Raw genomic sequence first — 16679 nt, forward strand, 5'->3', positions numbered from 1 at the left:
CCCGCCAACCTGATGCAGTTGGCGGGATCCGGTTTTTGGCAGTATATGCTGATGGGGGGTAGGGGATGGAGTAATTGCTAAGCCAGCTTTTATACTTGGCTTAATTATCAGTATCTTAAAGCCGTGAGAGACTATTTGCTGTTTATAGATACTGAAACCACTGGTATCCCCCTCGATTGGAGTGCACCCTATTCTGACCGCGAAAGCTGGCCCTGCTCTGTACAGGTAGCCTGGGCCATTTATTCCAACGATGGGCGCGAGATAAAGTCGGAGAACTTTTATGTGCGCGACGACACTTTCCAGATTTCGAAAGCTTCCATGAAGATACACGGTATCACCCCGCAATTCCTACAGGAACATGGCATCCGGCGTGAGGAGGCTCTGGCACAACTGACAGCAGATCTGGACGCCTATCAGCCCTTGGTGGTCGCCCACTTTATGCAGCTGGATTACCATATGGTAGCGGCCTGTTATGAACGAGCCACGATGCCTAACCCATTGCCGGAGTTGCCGCTCTTCTGTACCCTGCTCGCCAGTACAGGTTTTTTGTTGCAGCCACATCAGCGTTACTTGCGTTTAGGGGAGTTGTACGAGCGCCTGTTTGGGGAGCCGCTGCAAAATCAGCATAATGCTATCTACGATGCCAAGGCAACTGCCAGGTGCTTTTTTGAGCTGGTGCAGCGCGGCGACATCAGCGATGACCTGATTGATAAACAGGAAGCCGTAAAGGTGCATACGCCTCAAATACAAACACAGAAAGGCTGCGGGCTCTCGCTAATGGCCATGGTGTTAGTTTCAATTTTGCTTAGCTACTGGATCTGATGGACAAATTAGAGTTTTTGAAAACAGTGAAGCCTTTCCATGAGCTGTCTGAGGATGTGCTGCTGGGGGTGGCGGAGTTGCTGGAGGAAGTGCGCTATACCAAAGACACGCCAATATATCACCAGGAAGTAACTAAAATGCGCGGCGTGGATATTATCGTGGCCGGCGAGTACGAAGCCTTTTTCTACGACAGCGAGCATAACAAACGGGTAATCGAGCTACACCATCCGGGCTATTGCTATGGTGGCGTATCGGTATTGCTCAACCGCAAAAAGTCACTCCGCTCAGTTATCGCCAAGAAGGGCACCGTGGTCTATTTCCTCCACCGGCGGCATTTCCGGGCACTTTGCCAGACCAATGAAGAGTTTTTCCAGTTTTTCACAGGGGAGTTCGGCAAGCGCATGATGGATGACGAATATTCCCATTTTGTAAAAAAGCCAACCAATTTTGAGCGGAATTACATTGCTTCCGATGAACTCTATTCCCGAAAAATAGAGAACCTGGAATACCGTGCCCTGGCAAGTTGCCCCGCCACTGCGCCAATTTTTAAAGCGGCACAATGGATGGCGGAGCAGAAGGTGAGCTGCCTCTTCGTAAAGGATGAGAAGGAAAAGATTGTGGGTTACGTGACCGACATTACGCTGCGCGACAATGTGGTGGCGCAACAGGTAGACGTGCACCAGCCCATCAGCAGCATCATGGACAACCCCATCGTGTCCATCAGCACGCAGGATTATGTGTATGAGGCTATCTTGCTGATGTTCCGAACCCAGACGCGTTATTTGCTCCTGGAAGAGGCTGGAGAATATGTCGGATTCATCAGTCGCAATAAACTCCTGAGCGAGCAGGCGCAGTCTCCCTTCATGTTCATACAGTCAGTGAAACTGGCCCGCTCGGTGCAGGAACTACGGAAGCGCTGGCAGAAGGTGCCAGAAATAGTGTACCAGCTGCTGAACAGGGGAGTGAAGCCGGAAATTGTGAACCAAGTAATCACCACCGTGTCCGACACGATCGCCTTAAAAGTGATTGAGAGTGTGATTGACGAGATGGGGACCCCGCCGGCTAAGTTTGCCTTTATCGTGCTGGGCAGCGAAGGTCGCCAGGAGCAGACCCTCAAGACAGACCAGGACAATGCCATTATCTACGAGGACAAAGCCAACGAGCAGCGGGAACTGGTGCGGGATTACTTCCTGAAATTCGCGGACCAGGTATCGGAGCGGCTGGATAAGATCGGGTTTAGTTTCTGCACAGGCGGATACATGGCCAAAAACTCTAAATGGACGCACTCGCTCTCGCACTGGAAGCGCAACTACGTGAGCTGGATGAATGAGCCGGACCCGGACCGGGTGATGAAGTTTGCCGCTTTCTTTGACTGCCGCTATATCTATGGCGAGGAAAGTATCATGGAGGAGCTGCAGGAGTTTCTGGACGAGGAGCTTCAAAAGCCGTTGGGGCGCTTCCTGTACCACATGGCCAACAACGCCATGCAGTATGAGCCGCCGCTTACGTACTTTAAAAACATCAAAACATTCACTGTCGGGACGCAAGAGGTATTTAACATAAAAAAAGCAATGACGCCTATTGTGGACCTCGTGCGGGTATATGCTTTGCAGAACCGGATTTTTAAGACCAACACCGGCGAACGCCTGGAGGCCTTGATGCAGCAGGGCGTGTTTAAGCCCCATGAGTACAATGAGCTGATGCAGTCGTACTATTACCTGATGAGCATGCGCCTCCGCAAGCAGGCCGTGCAGATTATCAACGACAAAGTTGCCCCCGAGAACTTCATCGACATCCGCAACCTGACGAAGATTGAACAGGTGACGCTCAAGGAGATATTCAAGACCATCGCCAATTTCCAGACCAACATCAAAGTGAAGTTCACTAATGCCCTGTTTGGATAGGACATGTTAATGCCGCACGGTTATAGGGAGCAGGGGTATAAGGTGGTATAAGCCTCAGATGCCCCTGCTTTTTTAGTAACCTTTTCACCTGAATTGCATAGAGGTAGTAGTATCGAAACCCTTTCTTATGAAAACCAGACAATTTCTACAGCTGCCCTTTTATACCTTGCTGGCAGCTATTATACCCTGTATGGCGCAAGCACAGGGCACCCCGCCTCCGGCTTCTGTTACAGTTAAAATAGATGTACCCGCAGAAATGCGGAATGCTCCTTTTAATGTGGATCGTTTTGCCACCGTGCCGCCAAACTTCGAGCTGGAGGTTTACGCCCGGGTGAGCGGTGCCCGCTTTATGGCAGTGGCGCCCAACGGAGACCTGTTTGTGTCGATGCCCTGGGATGGTAAAGTGCGTATACTGCGGCCGGACACAAATGGCAAGGTGATCAGCTACGATTTTGTGCAGGGGCTACAGCGGCCACACGACATCGTGTTTCATAAGATAGGGGAGAAGCAATACGTTTACATCGCCGAAAAGAACCAGATCAACCGGTATGAGTACACCAACGGCGATCTGCAGGGCCGCAACCGCGAGGTAGTAATCGCTAACCTGCCTGACGAGAGCCTGTCGGAGCTCAACGGCTCCTATGGCCATGTGCTCAAGAACATCGCCCTGGACAAAAACCACAAGCTATACGTCTCCATCGCCTCCACCTGCAATGCCTGTGCTTCGGATACGCAAAGCGACCCAAAGCGAGGGGCCATTTACATGTATGATGCAGACGGAAAAAACCGGAAGCTGTTTGCAGAGGGGATCCGCAACGCCGAAGGGCTGGACTTTGTGCCAGGCAGCACTGACCTGTGGGTAACCATTAACCAGCGCGACAACGTGGCATACCCCTTCGACGATAACACCGGGATGTATGGAAAGGTCGTGCAGTCCTATGTCGATAACAATCCGGTGGAGGGCTTTTCCCTGATCCGGGAAGGCGGCAACTATGGCTGGCCTTTTTGCAACCCCGATGCACGCGCGGGCATGGACAACATGCCGTTTGTGAAGGATTACCAGCTGAACCAAAACGGCGCCGTGGATTGCAGCACCATGGACCCTGTCAGCAAAGGCATACCCGCACACTCGGCACCTCTGGGTTTTAACTTCACACAAAATACCAAGCTGCCGGAGGCTTACCGGAACGGTGCGCTGGTGGCGCTGCATGGGTCGTGGAACCGCTCGAAGGCAACAGGCTACAAGATCATCTACTTCCCGTGGGTTAACGGCAAACCCGGTAACCAACTGGACTTAGTGGGAGGTTTCCTGAACAGCGACTCAACAGAAGCCTATAGCAGGCCTGTTGACGTGGCGATTGGCAATAACGGAGAACTGTACATCTCAGATGATGCGGCCCACGCCATTTACAAACTCTCTTACAACGCGCCGCTTGGCACTAAGAACGAAGCGCTGGAAAAAGCCATACAGGTATACCCTGTCCCGGCTACCGGAGGCAACCTGAGAGTAACCTGGGGCGGGCTGAAAGGCCGCGAAGTGCAGTTTGTGCTCACCAATGCCCAGTCCGCTAATGTGCTGGATGTGCGGCGGCCAATCCGCAGGGGCGAAGACGAATATGTGCTGGATACCGGCAACTTAGCTCCTGGCGTTTACTTTCTGCGCATCACAAACGGAGAAGCCCAGGTGGTGAAGCGGGTAGTGCTGCAGTAATTACTCTCAGGATTTTAAGGATGCGGGCCGTACCTTTAAGGCTATCAAAAGCTGCAACTCCCAGCCACATCATACATGAGTAGTCTCCTGTTGCTGATCGGGTGCCTGGCCTTGGGTATCGTGTTTCAGAAAGTGCGTGCGTTCCCCATCAACTCGCCACTGGTGCTTAACCAGTTTATTATTTATGTCTCGTTGCCTGCACTGGCGCTCTTCTATATTCCGGAGATAAAGCTGGATAGCACGGTGCTGCTGCCTGTGGGAGTGGCATGGATCTGCTTTGCTGCTTCTGCCGCTTTTTTCTGGAGTATAGGTAAACTACTGGGCTGGTCTGGTAAACTGATTGGTTGCCTGATCCTGACGGCCGGACTGGGGAACACCTCCTTCATCGGTTTTCCGGTGATAGAGGCTATTTATGGTATAGATGGCCTGAAAACAGCGATTCTAGTGGACCAGCCGGGTACGTTTGTGGTGCTTTCTACCTTTGGGATTGCGCTTGCGGCCCTGTTCTCAAAAAGGCAACCCAATGTTGGGGCCATTACACGGAGAATAATCTTCTTCCCGCCTTTCCTGGTTTTCTGCCTGGCGCTTTTGCTCAATGTGCTGGGTATACATCTGCCTGCAGCCGTGAGCGATGTACTGCAGCGCCTGGGCAGTACCGTTACGCCCCTGGCGCTGGTTTCGGTGGGGATGCAACTGCGCATAGAACGGCGTAGCAAGCACTGGCAATTCCTGGCACTGGGCTTGCTTTTTCAGCTGATGCTGGCCCCTCTGCTGATTTATGTGCTTTACATCAAGGTGCTGGGAGCCAAAGGGCAGGTAGCCCAGATCTCAGTTATGGAGGCGGCGATGGCCCCCATGATCACCGCCAGCATTGTGGCTACTTCCTATGGCCTCAAACCGCGGCTCGCTAACATGATGGTCGGATTCGGGATTCCGCTCTCCTTCCTGACTATGATGTTCTGGTACTGGATGATCCGTGGCATATAAGTGATGTTTCATATGAAGGGAATGCCCGCATCGCTTCGTGAGGATGGCATTGAAACATGTTAAGCCGTATCTCATTCTAAAAACGGGGCACACACACGGCTACAGATCATCCCGCTTTTAGAAAAATGAACAGCCGGAAACGATTAAAGGTCTAGCTTTATGTTCTCGATCAGGAGGTGGTTTTAGAAGGGGAAGAGGGGCGTTTCCATTTCAGCTTTTTTGGCCATGAGGGAGGTTACTTCTTCATCAGAGGGTTGGATCACAGGGCGAAGACGGTATAAACTGTCCTGAAGTTGGGGTATAGCTCCATCAATGTGCGCCTTCATACCTGGGGGCTACGCGGTAGCGACACTCTGTCTCGGTTCCTGAATATAGCGCCCCAGAAACTCCACCATGTGCAGGTATTGTTGGGGCGGTTCCAGGTGAAGTTGGTGTTACAGCGGCGTCAGCGGTAAGTGTTGCTCTTCCAGCCGTGCCTGTCCGTGACAACTCATGTCTTTTTCAGCATGGCTGCCCTTTGGCACTTCGGGCGGGTAGCCAATCGGGTGAGTGCTATCGGGCTCTTGTTCTGCCCTATGAACGTTTTGCTTCCCTGAGCCGCTTATAAACCCGGATGGCCAGCATGAGCATAGCTGAAAAAATAATAAGCCCTAAAATCCCCCACAGCATGCTAAGAGAGCTTTTGAGCACCACCAAGAACACGATGCTGATGAGGAAAAGCGTTGCTACTTCGTTCCAGATGCGGAGTTGGGTAGAGGTATACTTGAGTACGCCCTGCTGCTGCTGCTTAAAGATGCGATGACACAGGTAATGGTATACGTACAGGCCCGCCACAAAGCAAAGCTTCCAGACAAGCCAACCAGGTATGGAGCCGTATAGGTGCAGCATGGTCAACCCAAAAATCAGGGTAAGCACCGCCGATGGCCATGTGATGCCGTACCAGAGCCTTTTCTGCATCAGGGAAAACTGCCGCTGCAAAATAGAGCGTTCCGGCTCAGGCTTTTTGGAGGCCTCCGCGAAGTAAATAAAAAGGCGCACGATGTAGAACAACCCCGCAAACCAGGTCACTACAAAGATGATGTGCAAAGCCTTGACATAATAAAAGCTCATGGGCGAAAACACAGGTTTTTGCAAAGGTAAGCATTAAGCCCTAACAAGCACCTCCCTCCAGAAAATGGCAAAGCAAAGCTGCGTTTTAAACCTAAACGCCTACCAATAGTTCTATTTTTGATATGGCACGAATGCACGGGATTTAAGTTGAGGGCGCAACAATTGTTACCCGAAACATAACCATTTGGCGTGACTTTTTGGCTAAACCTGTGTAACTTCACAGAATTTGCCACAAAAACTGTGTTTTTGATTTATGAGATTGACCACACCAACACTACTACTGGATAAGAAGAAGAGCTTGAACAACATCAGCAGGATGGTGGAGAAAGCGAGGGGGAATGGCGTCCGGTTGCGTCCGCATTTCAAAACGCATCAGTCAGCGGAGGTGGGCGCGTGGTTTCGTCAGTTTGATATTGATGCCATCACGGTGTCGTCTGTCCGGATGGCGCGTTACTTTGCCAACCAGGGCTGGAAAGATATCATGGTGGCTTTTCCGGCCAATGTGCTGGAGATCGACAGCATGAACGAACTTGCTGCGCGCATCAAACTGCATTTGCTTGCCGTGAACGTGGAAACAGTGGAAGCCCTTTCGAGTGGCCTGAAGCACCCGGTGCAGCTGTGGCTCAAGATTGATACGGGCTACCGCCGGACGGGTGTGCTGGCCAACAACCACAAAGAGATTAGCCGGATACTGGATAAAATAAAGGCCAGCGACATGCTGGAGTTTGCGGGCTTTGTGGCACATGACGGCCATACCTACAAGCAAACCGATACCTATGCCATTCAAACCATACATAACACCACAGTCTATCTGCTGCAATTATTGCGAAAGCGGTACAATAAGCAGTTCCCGGACTTGCAACTCTCCATCGGCGACACGCCTTCGTGCAGCATCCTGAGCGACCTGAGCGGCGTTGATGAGATCCGGCCAGGCAACTTTGTTTTCTATGACCTGACCCAACAGCGCATCGGGTCCTGCAGCTTCGATGACGTGGCTGTGTGCGTGGCCTGCCCGGTGGTAGCCAAGCACCCTAAGCGTCGCGAAATAATTATATACGGCGGCAGCGTGCATTTCTCGAAAGATGCGCTGCCTCAGGAAGATAGCTCTGTGATATATGGCCGAGTGGTCGAATTTACTGCTGAAGGCTGGACTTCCCCTGTGAATGGCATCGACCTGGTATCGCTATCGCAGGAGCACGGTGTGATAAAAGCCTCGGCAGAGCAGTTTGAAAAATACCATATCGGGGATGTGATTGGCATCCTGCCCGTGCATGCTTGCCTCACCGCCGACCTGATGAAAGGCTACCTCACAACAGAGGGCGAATACCTGGAACACCTCTCGGGTTTGCCACAGCGTGAATTGGTTGTGCTCTAATGCTTTTGTAAAAACTGCCCTGCAACACGCAAGTCCCCATGAGCATACCGCCAAACTATCCGCCTAAGAAGGTACCCCTTTCAAAAGCGCCTGCTAAAGCCAGCCCTAAAACTCCTCCGAGGCCGAAGAAGAAGAAGAAACCGGTTAAAAAAAATCCTTATAAATTCTGGATCGGGGTAGGTGCGCTGTTTGTACTGGGCTTAGTGGTGCTCTACGTGGAGTTCTTTGCGGAAAAGCGGAAACTGGTCTGGCCAGAGGGGCATAGCATATACGGCGTGGACGTGTCGCATTACCAGGACAAGGTAAACTGGCAACTTGTACGGGAGAATGAGATAAGCTTTGCCTTTGTGAAGGCTACCGAGGGGAACACCTTAGTAGACAGGCAGTTTTCTCACAATTGGGAAGGCACTGGTAAGGTGGGGATTGTGCGTGGTGCCTATCATTTTTACCTCCCTTACCTCGAACCGGAGAAGCAGGCTGCCAATTTCATCGGTGCCGTGCAATTGCAGAAAGGCGATCTGCCGCCTGTGTTGGATGTGGAGGTGCGGGGGCGAAGGCCTCTGAAAGAGTTTCAAGCTGACCTGAAGGTATGGTTACACCACGTTGAGGAGGCATACGGCGTTAAACCCATCATCTATACCAATTATACCTTTTACAAAGATTACCTGGCTGGCGAGTTCTCACTTTACCCGCTCTGGATTGCCCACTACAAGGTAAAGAAACTGCGGCTGGAGAAAAGCGACACACTGCGGCTTGCCTTCTGGCAACACACTGACGGAGGCGCTATCAAGGGCATCCATGGCGATGTGGACTGCAATGTGTTTTACGGCAGCATGCGGGAGCTCAAGAGCTTTTGTGTGCAATAAGTGGTATAAAACAGGTATGGCGCAGCAATCTGCTGCGCCATACCTGTTTTATACGCAAAGTTTAGCTTACAAGTGTCTGCCATCGTAGCCACGCTCCGGGTTTCTCCTATCCCGGTCACGATCTACGGTGCGGCCCCGGTTTTCGCTCTCCAGGTAGTTTCTGTCGGAGCCGCCAAACCCGGATGAGCCGCTGCGACCGTATCCACCGCTGTAGTAGCCACTCATGCCATAAGGCTCGTCCTGGCCATAGTTGCTGCTTGAATCCCCGCCATAATAGCCGGAAGAGCCGTAGTTGCCGCGCGATTGCCGGTCGCCTCCTTCTGAGCGACGGCTGTAGCCACTGCCCATATAGCTGCCTTCGGAGCCGCCATAGTTTGGAGAGTTGTAGCGGTCAGCGCTGTAACTGCTTCCTCTTGAGCTATACCCGCTATCGCCACGGGAACCGCCCCGCCGCGAGTTGAAATCATCCTCGTCGAAGTCATACCTGCCCTGGTCAGAGCCCTGGAACCTTCTGGAGGCGTAGGAGCCATAGTTGCCTTCATCAGACCCCGAGCGGCCCCGGTTAGACCCGTGGCTGTCGAAGTCACTTTGATAACCGTAGCTGCGACCACCCGAGGATCCATAGCCGCGGTTGCGTTGCCCCATGCCGCTGTCGTAGTCATGGCGGTCATCCGAACCGTGGCTGCGCTGAGAACTATAACCGCCTCTTGCGCTGCCATAGCCCTGCGCACCACCGTAGCTGCCCATGTTGCCATAATTGCGCGAGGCACTGTAGGAGCTGTTCTGCTGATCACGGCCTTGCGTGCGCCGCGAGCCGCCCATTTCGTTGCCTTGGTTCCCCCAGGTGCCCGCATTGCCCTCGTTGCCATAGCCTCCCCGGGCTGAGGAGCCATAATCGTCGAATCTGTACTCGCTGTCCTGCTCAGGATGTCGGTATCGATCGGAACGGTGGGTGCGGAAATGACCGCTATCGCGGCCGGAGAAGTTACTGTTCATAGCTTTAGATTTAATAGGTTGAAACACAGTTTCTCTTTTTTAACGCACACAGTTGCGTGGGGTTAGGCATTTTGTAGCCTGTAGACCGGCGAGTTTGTGGTGATGGTCACACCGCTGCTTTAGAGCAGCCTCTCTAACGTAAATGCCACAGTTGCTGCTACTAAACACATGTATACATAAAATTGGATTTAAATAATCCGGAATAGCATTTAGGTGTATTCAAGGGGATAAAATGTTGTGTGATAGAGTTATTCCGCACAACAAAGGAACCCATATTGTAGTAAATGTTGGTTACGCACATGGGTTAGCGGAGTACAATTATGGGGGGGCGATAGCCGGGCTTTATTGTCTCATGCCCAAGAAGCAAGTTTTATACGCACCAGTTGATAGAACAAGAGTAGTATGGCAAAAGTAATTGAGATTAACGATGGCATCCAGCGGCAGGCGGCGCATGAGTTTTACCGTGAGACCCTGACACTGCTTTCCGGGAGCAACATCGATTTTTTGGTGGGAGGAGGGTTTGCGCTGCGCCTGTACACCGACCTCATGCGGGATACCAAGGACCTGGACATCTTCTGCAAGTCCGGCGACCTGCCCCGCATGCTGAAGCAGTTCCAGGACAACGGCTTCGAGACGGAACTGACGGATGCGCGCTGGCTGGCAAAAGCCATTAAAGGAGACCATTTCATGGACATCATCTTTAACAACCCCGGCAACCATTGCCACGTCGACGAGTCCTGGTTTGAGCGGGCGGTACAAAGTGAGATGTTGGGGATACAGGTGCAAGTTATACCTGCCGAAGCGCTCATCTGGTCGAAGCTATACGTGCAGAACCGGGAGCGCTACGACGGCGGCGATATCAACCACATCATGCTCCGTTACGGGCAGCACCTGGATTGGAAATGGCTCTGGCAGCATATTGAGGTGCACTGGCAACTGCTGTTGGCGCAGTTCCTCTCGTTTCAGTTCGTATACCCCTCCGAGCGCGACACCGTGCCTAAGTGGCTCTTCGATGAGCTGCTGGTACGGGCCAAGGAGCAGTACGATATGCCCTTGCCAAAAGAGAAGATTTGCCGCGGCCCCCTCATCGACCAGACCCAGTATGCAACCGATGTGACCGAATGGGATTATAAGGTAGTAACCATCAGATCAGTCTAGAAAATGGAAGAAAAAAAGCCAGCGCATAAACGACAGAAAACCAGGGTAGCAGCCATTGGGGATATACATGTGCGGGAGACGGACAGCGGGAAATGGAAAGACTTTTTTGCTCATGTGTCTGAGAAGGCGGATGTGCTGCTGCTGTGTGGCGACCTGACGGACACAGGCCGCACGTCAGAAGCAGAGATATTGGCAGAAGAGCTAAAGGCCTGCAGCATCCCGGTGGTGGCGGTGCTGGGCAACCACGACTGTGAGCGCGACCATCAGAAAGGTATCCGTAAGGCCTTGCAGAAAGTGAACGTAAACATGCTGGACGGCGACTGCGTGGTGTTTGGCGATGTGGGGTTTGCCGGTGTAAAGGGCTTTGGCGGCGGCTTCGACCGTGGGATGCTGGGGATGTTCGGGGAGCAGCAGATCAAAGACTTTGTACAGGAGGCGGTGGATGAGTCGCTGAAGCTGGACGGAGCCCTTGCCCGCCTCGAAAGCGAATATACCGACGTAAAGAAAATTGCGGTGCTGCACTATGCCCCCATCAAAGCGACGGTGGAAGGAGAGCCTGAGCAGATCTTCCCTTTCCTGGGGTCTTCGCGTTTAGCAGAGCCAATTAACCGTCGTGGGGTGGTCGCTGCTTTTCATGGCCATGCCCACATCGGTACGCTGGAAGGAGAAACCACCAAAGGTGTGAAGGTTTATAATGTATCGAAGCCAATACTGATGAGAGAGGGCTTTGACCCACCGGTATACATCTTAGAGGTATAAACAAGAGAGGTATAAACAAGAAGGAGCCGCAGGTTTAATTGCGGCTCCTTCTTGTTTATAGGGGATTCTAATGTCGAACTACGGCAGGCCCGACCAGCTGTTGATGAATAAAGTTTACAAAATCATCCAGCGTATAAACGGGCACTTCATCGGGTATGGTGAGGTGGTAGGTTTTCTCCAGTTTCAAAATCACATCCACCACATCCAGTATGGTCAGGCCAAGCGCGGTCAGGTCTCTTACCTTGGTCAACCGTTCGGGGTGCAATTTGGTGATGTTGCTGATCACGTTTACAACCTTTTTCTCTATGGTTTGCGGGGTTTGTATTGCTGTAGTTGTCATTTCAATAAGAGTAAGATTTTACTAATGTTGCTATCAACAAGATGTAGAAGGCAGATGTTTTGAAGAAAGCGAAGGCCAATGGCCCCCGCCTTCTTACTACCATATTTTACATTAAGAATTTATTATCAAACGAGAACTAATACGCGTGGCTCATTTTGGCCTCCTCCAGTTCCGCGGTTTCGCGCTCCAACTCCTCCATGGACTTATCCTCCAGCACGATCACGGTTTTCTTGTCCATACCAAACTTGGCCAGAACGCGGTCGAAACCATAGTAGATCACAGGCACCACAATCAGCGTCAGGAACATCGAGGAACTCAGGCCACCGATCAGGGCCCAGGCCAGGCCGTTTTTAGTAGCGGCTACGGAGCCTCCTGCCAAAGCAATCGGCAACATACCAATCACCATGGCCAGCGTCGTCATCAGGATCGGGCGGAAACGGATTCTCACTGCCTCGATGAGGGCGTCTTTCACATACACGCCCTCGTCTTTCAGCTTGTTGGTGAAGTCCACCACCATAATCGCGTTCTTCGCTACCAGACCAATCATCATGATGATACCCAGGATAGAGAAGATACTCAGCGTCTGGGCAGCCAGCGCCAGCGCCAGCAGGGCACCGATAATCGCCAGCGGAATAGAGAACAGCACCACCAGCGGGTATACATAAGAGTCGTAAAGCGCTACCATGATCAGGTACACGAAGATGATCGAGGCCAGCAAGGCAATGCCCAGCGTACCGAAGCCTTCGCTCTGGTTTTTCAGGTTACCGCCAAACTCAATGCTTACCCCGTCGGGCATGTCGATCGCGTCAACTTTTGCCTGTATGTCGGCACCTACCGAGCCAGACGGACGACCGATCACCTGCGAGTTCACGTTCACGGATGTTACGCGATTATAGCGCTCCAACTGCGACGGGCCGGTTGACTGGCGGATATCAGCGAACTGCGCCAGGCGCACTAGCTGGCCTCTGCTGTTCACAAAAGAAAGGTTGCCGATGTCAGTGACGCTGCGGCGGTCAAAGGCGTCCAGACGGATGTTGATGTCGTAGTCTTCAGTGCCGGAGCGGAAGGTCACGTCGGAGTTTCCGCTGAAGGCAAGCTGCATGCTTGCGCCCACGTTCTCCAGCGACAAGCCCACATTGGCCATCTTATCGCGGTCCACCACCACTTCGATCTCAGGGTTACCGCCCTCCACCGACATGTCCACGTCCACGGTTCCGTCCACGCCTTCTGTGATTCCCATCACTTTCTGCGCAAACGTCATCACCGAGTCCAGGTTAGCGCCTGAGATGATCAGCTGAATCGGGGCCTGCGCGGTACCTACCAGACCTACCGGAACCGGCGTCACTTCCACATCCGGCAATTTGCTTTCGATGTCTGCTTTGGCCTGGCGACTGAACTGGTCGGTGCTGAAGCTGCGCTCTTTTATATCTATCAGCGTCACCGACACATCGGCCTTGTACGCGGTGTTCTGGCCAGCCTGCGAGGAGGAGGTCGTGCCCACGGTGGTGAACACTTTCTTCACTTCAGGTATAGCCTCCAAGTATTCTTCCACCTGGCGGGTGGCAAAGTTGGTCTGCTCTACCGTGGCGTTTTTCGGTAACTCCAGCTGAAGGCTCACTTCGCCACGGTCGCCGGCAGGTATAAACTCAGAACCGATAAAGCCAAACGGCACCAGCATAAACGAGCCCACCAGCATAAGCAAGGTTACGGCCAGCGTGATCAACTTGTGGTTGAAGGCCCACTTCAGCGTCGCCGTGAAGCCGTCGATGATGCGATCCAGCAGGCGCTCGAACGCAAGTATAAAGCGGCCGAATGCATTATCCTTGGAAACGTGCTCCAGGCGCGAGAAACGGCTGGCCAGCAGCGGAATCAGGGTGAAGGCCACGAACAAGGAAATCATCGTGGCAATGGCCACCACCACCGCAAACTGACGCAGGATGTCGGACACGAGCCCGCTCGAAAGCGCAATCGGTATAAACACGACCACAATTACCAGCGTGATGGAGGTTACTGTGGCCATAATTTCGCGGATACCGTCGTAGGCGGCCTGCGCGGGTTTTTTGCCCATCTCCATGTGGCGGTGAATGTTCTCGATCACCACAATGGCGTCATCCACCAGGATACCGACCACCAGTGAGAGCGCCAGCAAAGACATCAGGTTGAGCGAGTAGCCCAGCAGGTACATGGCAATAAAAGTGGCCACCAACGAGGCAGGTATGGAGATCATCACAATCACAGCATTGCGCAGTGAGTGCAGGAAAAGCAGCATCACCACGGCCACCAGGATAATGGCAATCAGCAGGTCGTGCATCACGGAGTCGGCGGCTTCCAGCGTAAAGTCAGATGAGTCGGAGGCAATGTTGAAGCTCAGGCCCTGGGCCGCATAGCTTTGCTCCAGCTTGGCAAGCGCCTCTTTCGTCAGGCGGCTTACTTCCACGGCGTTGGCATCGGATTGCTTTTGGATGGTGATACCCACCGAAGGGGCTGAGTTTACGCGTGTCAGTACTTCGGTGTCTTTCTGTGTGTCCTGCACTTCGGCTACGTCGGCCAGGCGTACAATTCCGTTCTGGTCTTCCCGGATGATCAGATTATTCAGCTGCTCCAGCGACTGGAATTTACCTGCCAAACGGATCTGCGTCTGTCCGCTTTCCTGCTTGATCTTGCCGGTAGGGAAGTCAAGGTTGGAGTTGCGGATTTTCTGCTGCACCTGCAGGATAGACAGGTTGTAGGCCTCCAGTTTGTCAGCGTTGATGTTCACTTTGATCTCACGCTCCTGGCCACCCAGAATTTTGATGGCCGCCATACCCGGTACTCTGGACAGCTCCGGCTTGATCTTCTTATCGATCAGGTCATAGAACTCCGTCGGCGACATGTTGGCCGTGGCTCCCATCTTAATAATGGGCAGGTCGTCAAAGTCGAACTTGTTCAGTGTAGGCGAGTTGGCGTCATCGGGCAACTTCGACAGGATGGTGTTGATTTTTCGCTGTGCGTCCTGCAAGCTCAGGTCCACATTCGTGCCCTGGTTCAGCTGGATGGTGATGATGGAGAAGCTCTCCAGTGAGGTGCTCTTCATCTCTTTCACGTTCTCCAGCGACGACAGCGCGTCTTCTATCTCTTTCGTAACCGAGTTCTCCACCTCGTTTGGCGAAGCCCCCGGATAGATGGTGCTGATGGTGAGCACCGGCGGACTGAATTTAGGCAACAGCTCATAATTGAGCGATTGGTAGCTGACAACCCCGAGCAGCGTGAGGACGGTAAAAACCACCACCACCAGCGTTGACCGCTGTATGGATAATTTGGTTATATTCATTTTCTTAGTTTCTTAAAAAGAAGTTCTATTGTTTTAGCTGGCGCTTTTTCGCTTTGTCATCCCCCTGCCCCCTTGAAAGGGCAGGGCCGTTTCATTTTAACATTGCCTTCGCTCGCGTCTCGCGAGTGTAAAGTGTAATTGGGCCTCTGGCCCAGTCGAGTTGCAAACTCGACACCATTTTTAGACACAAGTTTGAAAACTTGCGCCAGTAAAGTAGAGAATGAAACGACTCCCTTCGAAGGGGCAGGGGGATGATTTATTTGCACAGAAATTAAAGCGTCTTCACTTTCATACCCTCGCGCAGGTTAATCTGGCCGCTTTGTACCACCTGTTCTCCGGCTTGCACACCTTCCAGTATTTCTACCTTGTCCTGTGTTACAGTGCCCACTTTTACCTGGCGCAGGTTCGCTATACCGTCTTTCACCACGTACACGCTTGGGTTCTGGATGCTGCCGACAATGGCTTCGCGCGGCAACAGCTGGGCGTCACGCTGGGCAGCGATGTCGAATAGGGCGGTGCCATACATACCGGCCCGCAGGTTGTTGTTGGCGGCGTTTTTCACTTCCACCTCCACGTCAAACTTCAGGGTCGGGTCGGCCTGGGCGGCGATGGCCGTAACGGTCCCCTCATACTCCTGACCGGCGCCAGCATCGGCTTTCACGGTCACTTTATCCCCTTTGCTGATCAGCAGCACTTGGCTCTCATTCACTTTCACGTTCAGCTTCAGCTTGTCCACGTTCACGATGTCGTAGAGCTTGGTGCCGTTGTTCAGGTAAGAACCTACTTCTATATACAACTCGTTGATCTCGCCGCTGATAGGGGCGGTGATGCGGGTTTTGCTCAGGCGCTGGCGGGCAGCTACCAACTGGCCTTGTGTAGACTTGACTGCCAGGCGGGCATCCTCCAGTTGTCTTTTGGTGATGGCATCACCGGCAGCCAAGTTCTCGAAGCGCTCCAGGTCTCTTTTGGCTTTCTCGGCGTTGGTTTGGGCGGTGGCCAGGTCAGCGGCCATAGTGTTGTTTTCCACCTGCAGCAGCAGCTCGCCCGCTTTCACCTTGTCGCCCTTGCGCTTGAGCACGCGCTGAATCTGGCCCTGCGTCTCAGACATCAGCGTCAGGCTTTGGATAGGTGCGAAGTTGCCCTGTGCCGTGAAAGACTTGTCGAGCCTGGCTGTTTCAACCTTCGTCACCGTCACCGGTATGGCATCGCTTTTTATTTCGGCCACGGCTGCCTTTGCGGCCATCTGCTCTTTGTTGCTCATCAGCTTAAAGCCGATTGCGGCCAATGCAACCAGTACAATTACGCTATAAATTACCTTCTTCATGTTCGTGTTTGGTGTGT

At 52.8% G+C, this 16679-nt stretch carries 14 protein-coding genes; 8 read left to right on the top strand and 6 right to left on the bottom strand.

Annotation, left to right across the window (positions count from 1 at the left end):
* Positions 1-123: 123 nt before the first annotated feature.
* The 4 genes from ACXYMU_RS18650 (at position 124) to ACXYMU_RS18665 (ending at position 5424) form a co-directional block, all read left to right on the top strand.
* Positions 124-822 carry a 3'-5' exonuclease gene (locus tag ACXYMU_RS18650; protein ID WP_458987931.1) on the top strand — a complete coding sequence of 233 codons (699 nt, stop codon included), beginning with the start codon at positions 124-126 and terminating at the stop codon, positions 820-822.
* The gene (locus ACXYMU_RS18655; protein ID WP_458987932.1) at positions 822-2726 is read left to right on the top strand and encodes a DUF294 nucleotidyltransferase-like domain-containing protein; all 1905 of its coding nucleotides are present in this window, start codon (positions 822-824) and stop codon (positions 2724-2726) included. Before ACXYMU_RS18650 ends, ACXYMU_RS18655 begins: the two co-directional genes overlap by 1 nt.
* Before the next feature lie 127 nt (positions 2727-2853).
* On the top strand, positions 2854-4437 hold the full coding sequence (locus ACXYMU_RS18660) for a T9SS type A sorting domain-containing protein (RefSeq protein WP_458987933.1): 1584 nt from the start codon (positions 2854-2856) through the stop codon (positions 4435-4437).
* A gap of 75 nt (positions 4438-4512) precedes the next feature.
* A complete protein-coding gene (locus ACXYMU_RS18665; protein WP_458987934.1) occupies positions 4513-5424 on the top strand; it encodes an AEC family transporter in 912 nt (303 codons plus the stop codon).
* 182 nt (positions 5425-5606) lie between these two features.
* On the opposite strand, the gene ACXYMU_RS18670 is transcribed toward ACXYMU_RS18665, so the two are convergent.
* Entirely contained in the window at positions 5607-5750 is a 144-nt protein-coding gene (locus ACXYMU_RS18670) for a hypothetical protein (protein WP_458987935.1), read from the bottom strand.
* Between the two features lie 247 nt (positions 5751-5997).
* On the bottom strand, positions 5998-6534 hold the full coding sequence (locus ACXYMU_RS18675; protein ID WP_458987936.1) for a CopD family protein: 537 nt from the start codon (positions 6532-6534) through the stop codon (positions 5998-6000).
* 253 nt (positions 6535-6787) lie between these two features.
* Here ACXYMU_RS18675 and ACXYMU_RS18680 point away from each other — a divergent pair, with 253 nt between their 5' ends.
* Both ACXYMU_RS18680 and ACXYMU_RS18685 read left to right on the top strand, forming a co-directional pair.
* Positions 6788-7909: an alanine racemase gene (locus ACXYMU_RS18680; RefSeq protein ID WP_458987937.1), complete on the top strand. Its 1122-nt coding sequence runs from the start codon at positions 6788-6790 to the stop codon at positions 7907-7909.
* Positions 7910-7947: 38 nt separating this feature from the next.
* Entirely contained in the window at positions 7948-8775 is an 828-nt protein-coding gene (locus ACXYMU_RS18685) for a glycoside hydrolase family 25 protein (protein ID WP_458987938.1), read from the top strand.
* Positions 8776-8841: 66 nt separating this feature from the next.
* On the opposite strand, the gene ACXYMU_RS18690 is transcribed toward ACXYMU_RS18685, so the two are convergent.
* Complete coding sequence (locus ACXYMU_RS18690) at positions 8842-9771, bottom strand: hypothetical protein (protein ID WP_458987939.1); 930 nt, start codon at positions 9769-9771, stop codon at positions 8842-8844.
* 402 nt (positions 9772-10173) lie between these two features.
* On the opposite strand from ACXYMU_RS18690, the gene ACXYMU_RS18695 reads away from it, so the two are divergent.
* On the top strand, positions 10174-10929 hold the full coding sequence (locus ACXYMU_RS18695) for a nucleotidyltransferase (RefSeq protein WP_458987940.1): 756 nt from the start codon (positions 10174-10176) through the stop codon (positions 10927-10929).
* A gap of 3 nt (positions 10930-10932) precedes the next feature.
* Positions 10933-11688 carry a metallophosphoesterase family protein gene (locus tag ACXYMU_RS18700; RefSeq protein WP_458987941.1) on the top strand — a complete coding sequence of 252 codons (756 nt, stop codon included), beginning with the start codon at positions 10933-10935 and terminating at the stop codon, positions 11686-11688.
* Between the two features lie 67 nt (positions 11689-11755).
* On the opposite strand, the gene ACXYMU_RS18705 is transcribed toward ACXYMU_RS18700, so the two are convergent.
* The 3 genes from ACXYMU_RS18705 to ACXYMU_RS18715 form a co-directional block, all read right to left on the bottom strand.
* A complete protein-coding gene (locus tag ACXYMU_RS18705; RefSeq protein ID WP_458987942.1) occupies positions 11756-12028 on the bottom strand; it encodes an acyl carrier protein in 273 nt (90 codons plus the stop codon).
* A gap of 136 nt (positions 12029-12164) precedes the next feature.
* Complete coding sequence (locus tag ACXYMU_RS18710) at positions 12165-15338, bottom strand: efflux RND transporter permease subunit (protein WP_458987943.1); 3174 nt, start codon at positions 15336-15338, stop codon at positions 12165-12167.
* Between the two features lie 271 nt (positions 15339-15609).
* Positions 15610-16662 (bottom strand): efflux RND transporter periplasmic adaptor subunit, encoded by a 1053-nt coding sequence (locus ACXYMU_RS18715; protein ID WP_458987944.1) that lies wholly within the window; start codon positions 16660-16662, stop codon positions 15610-15612.
* Positions 16663-16679 lie beyond the last annotated feature (17 nt).

The organism is Pontibacter sp. CAU 1760 (assembly GCF_054482735.1).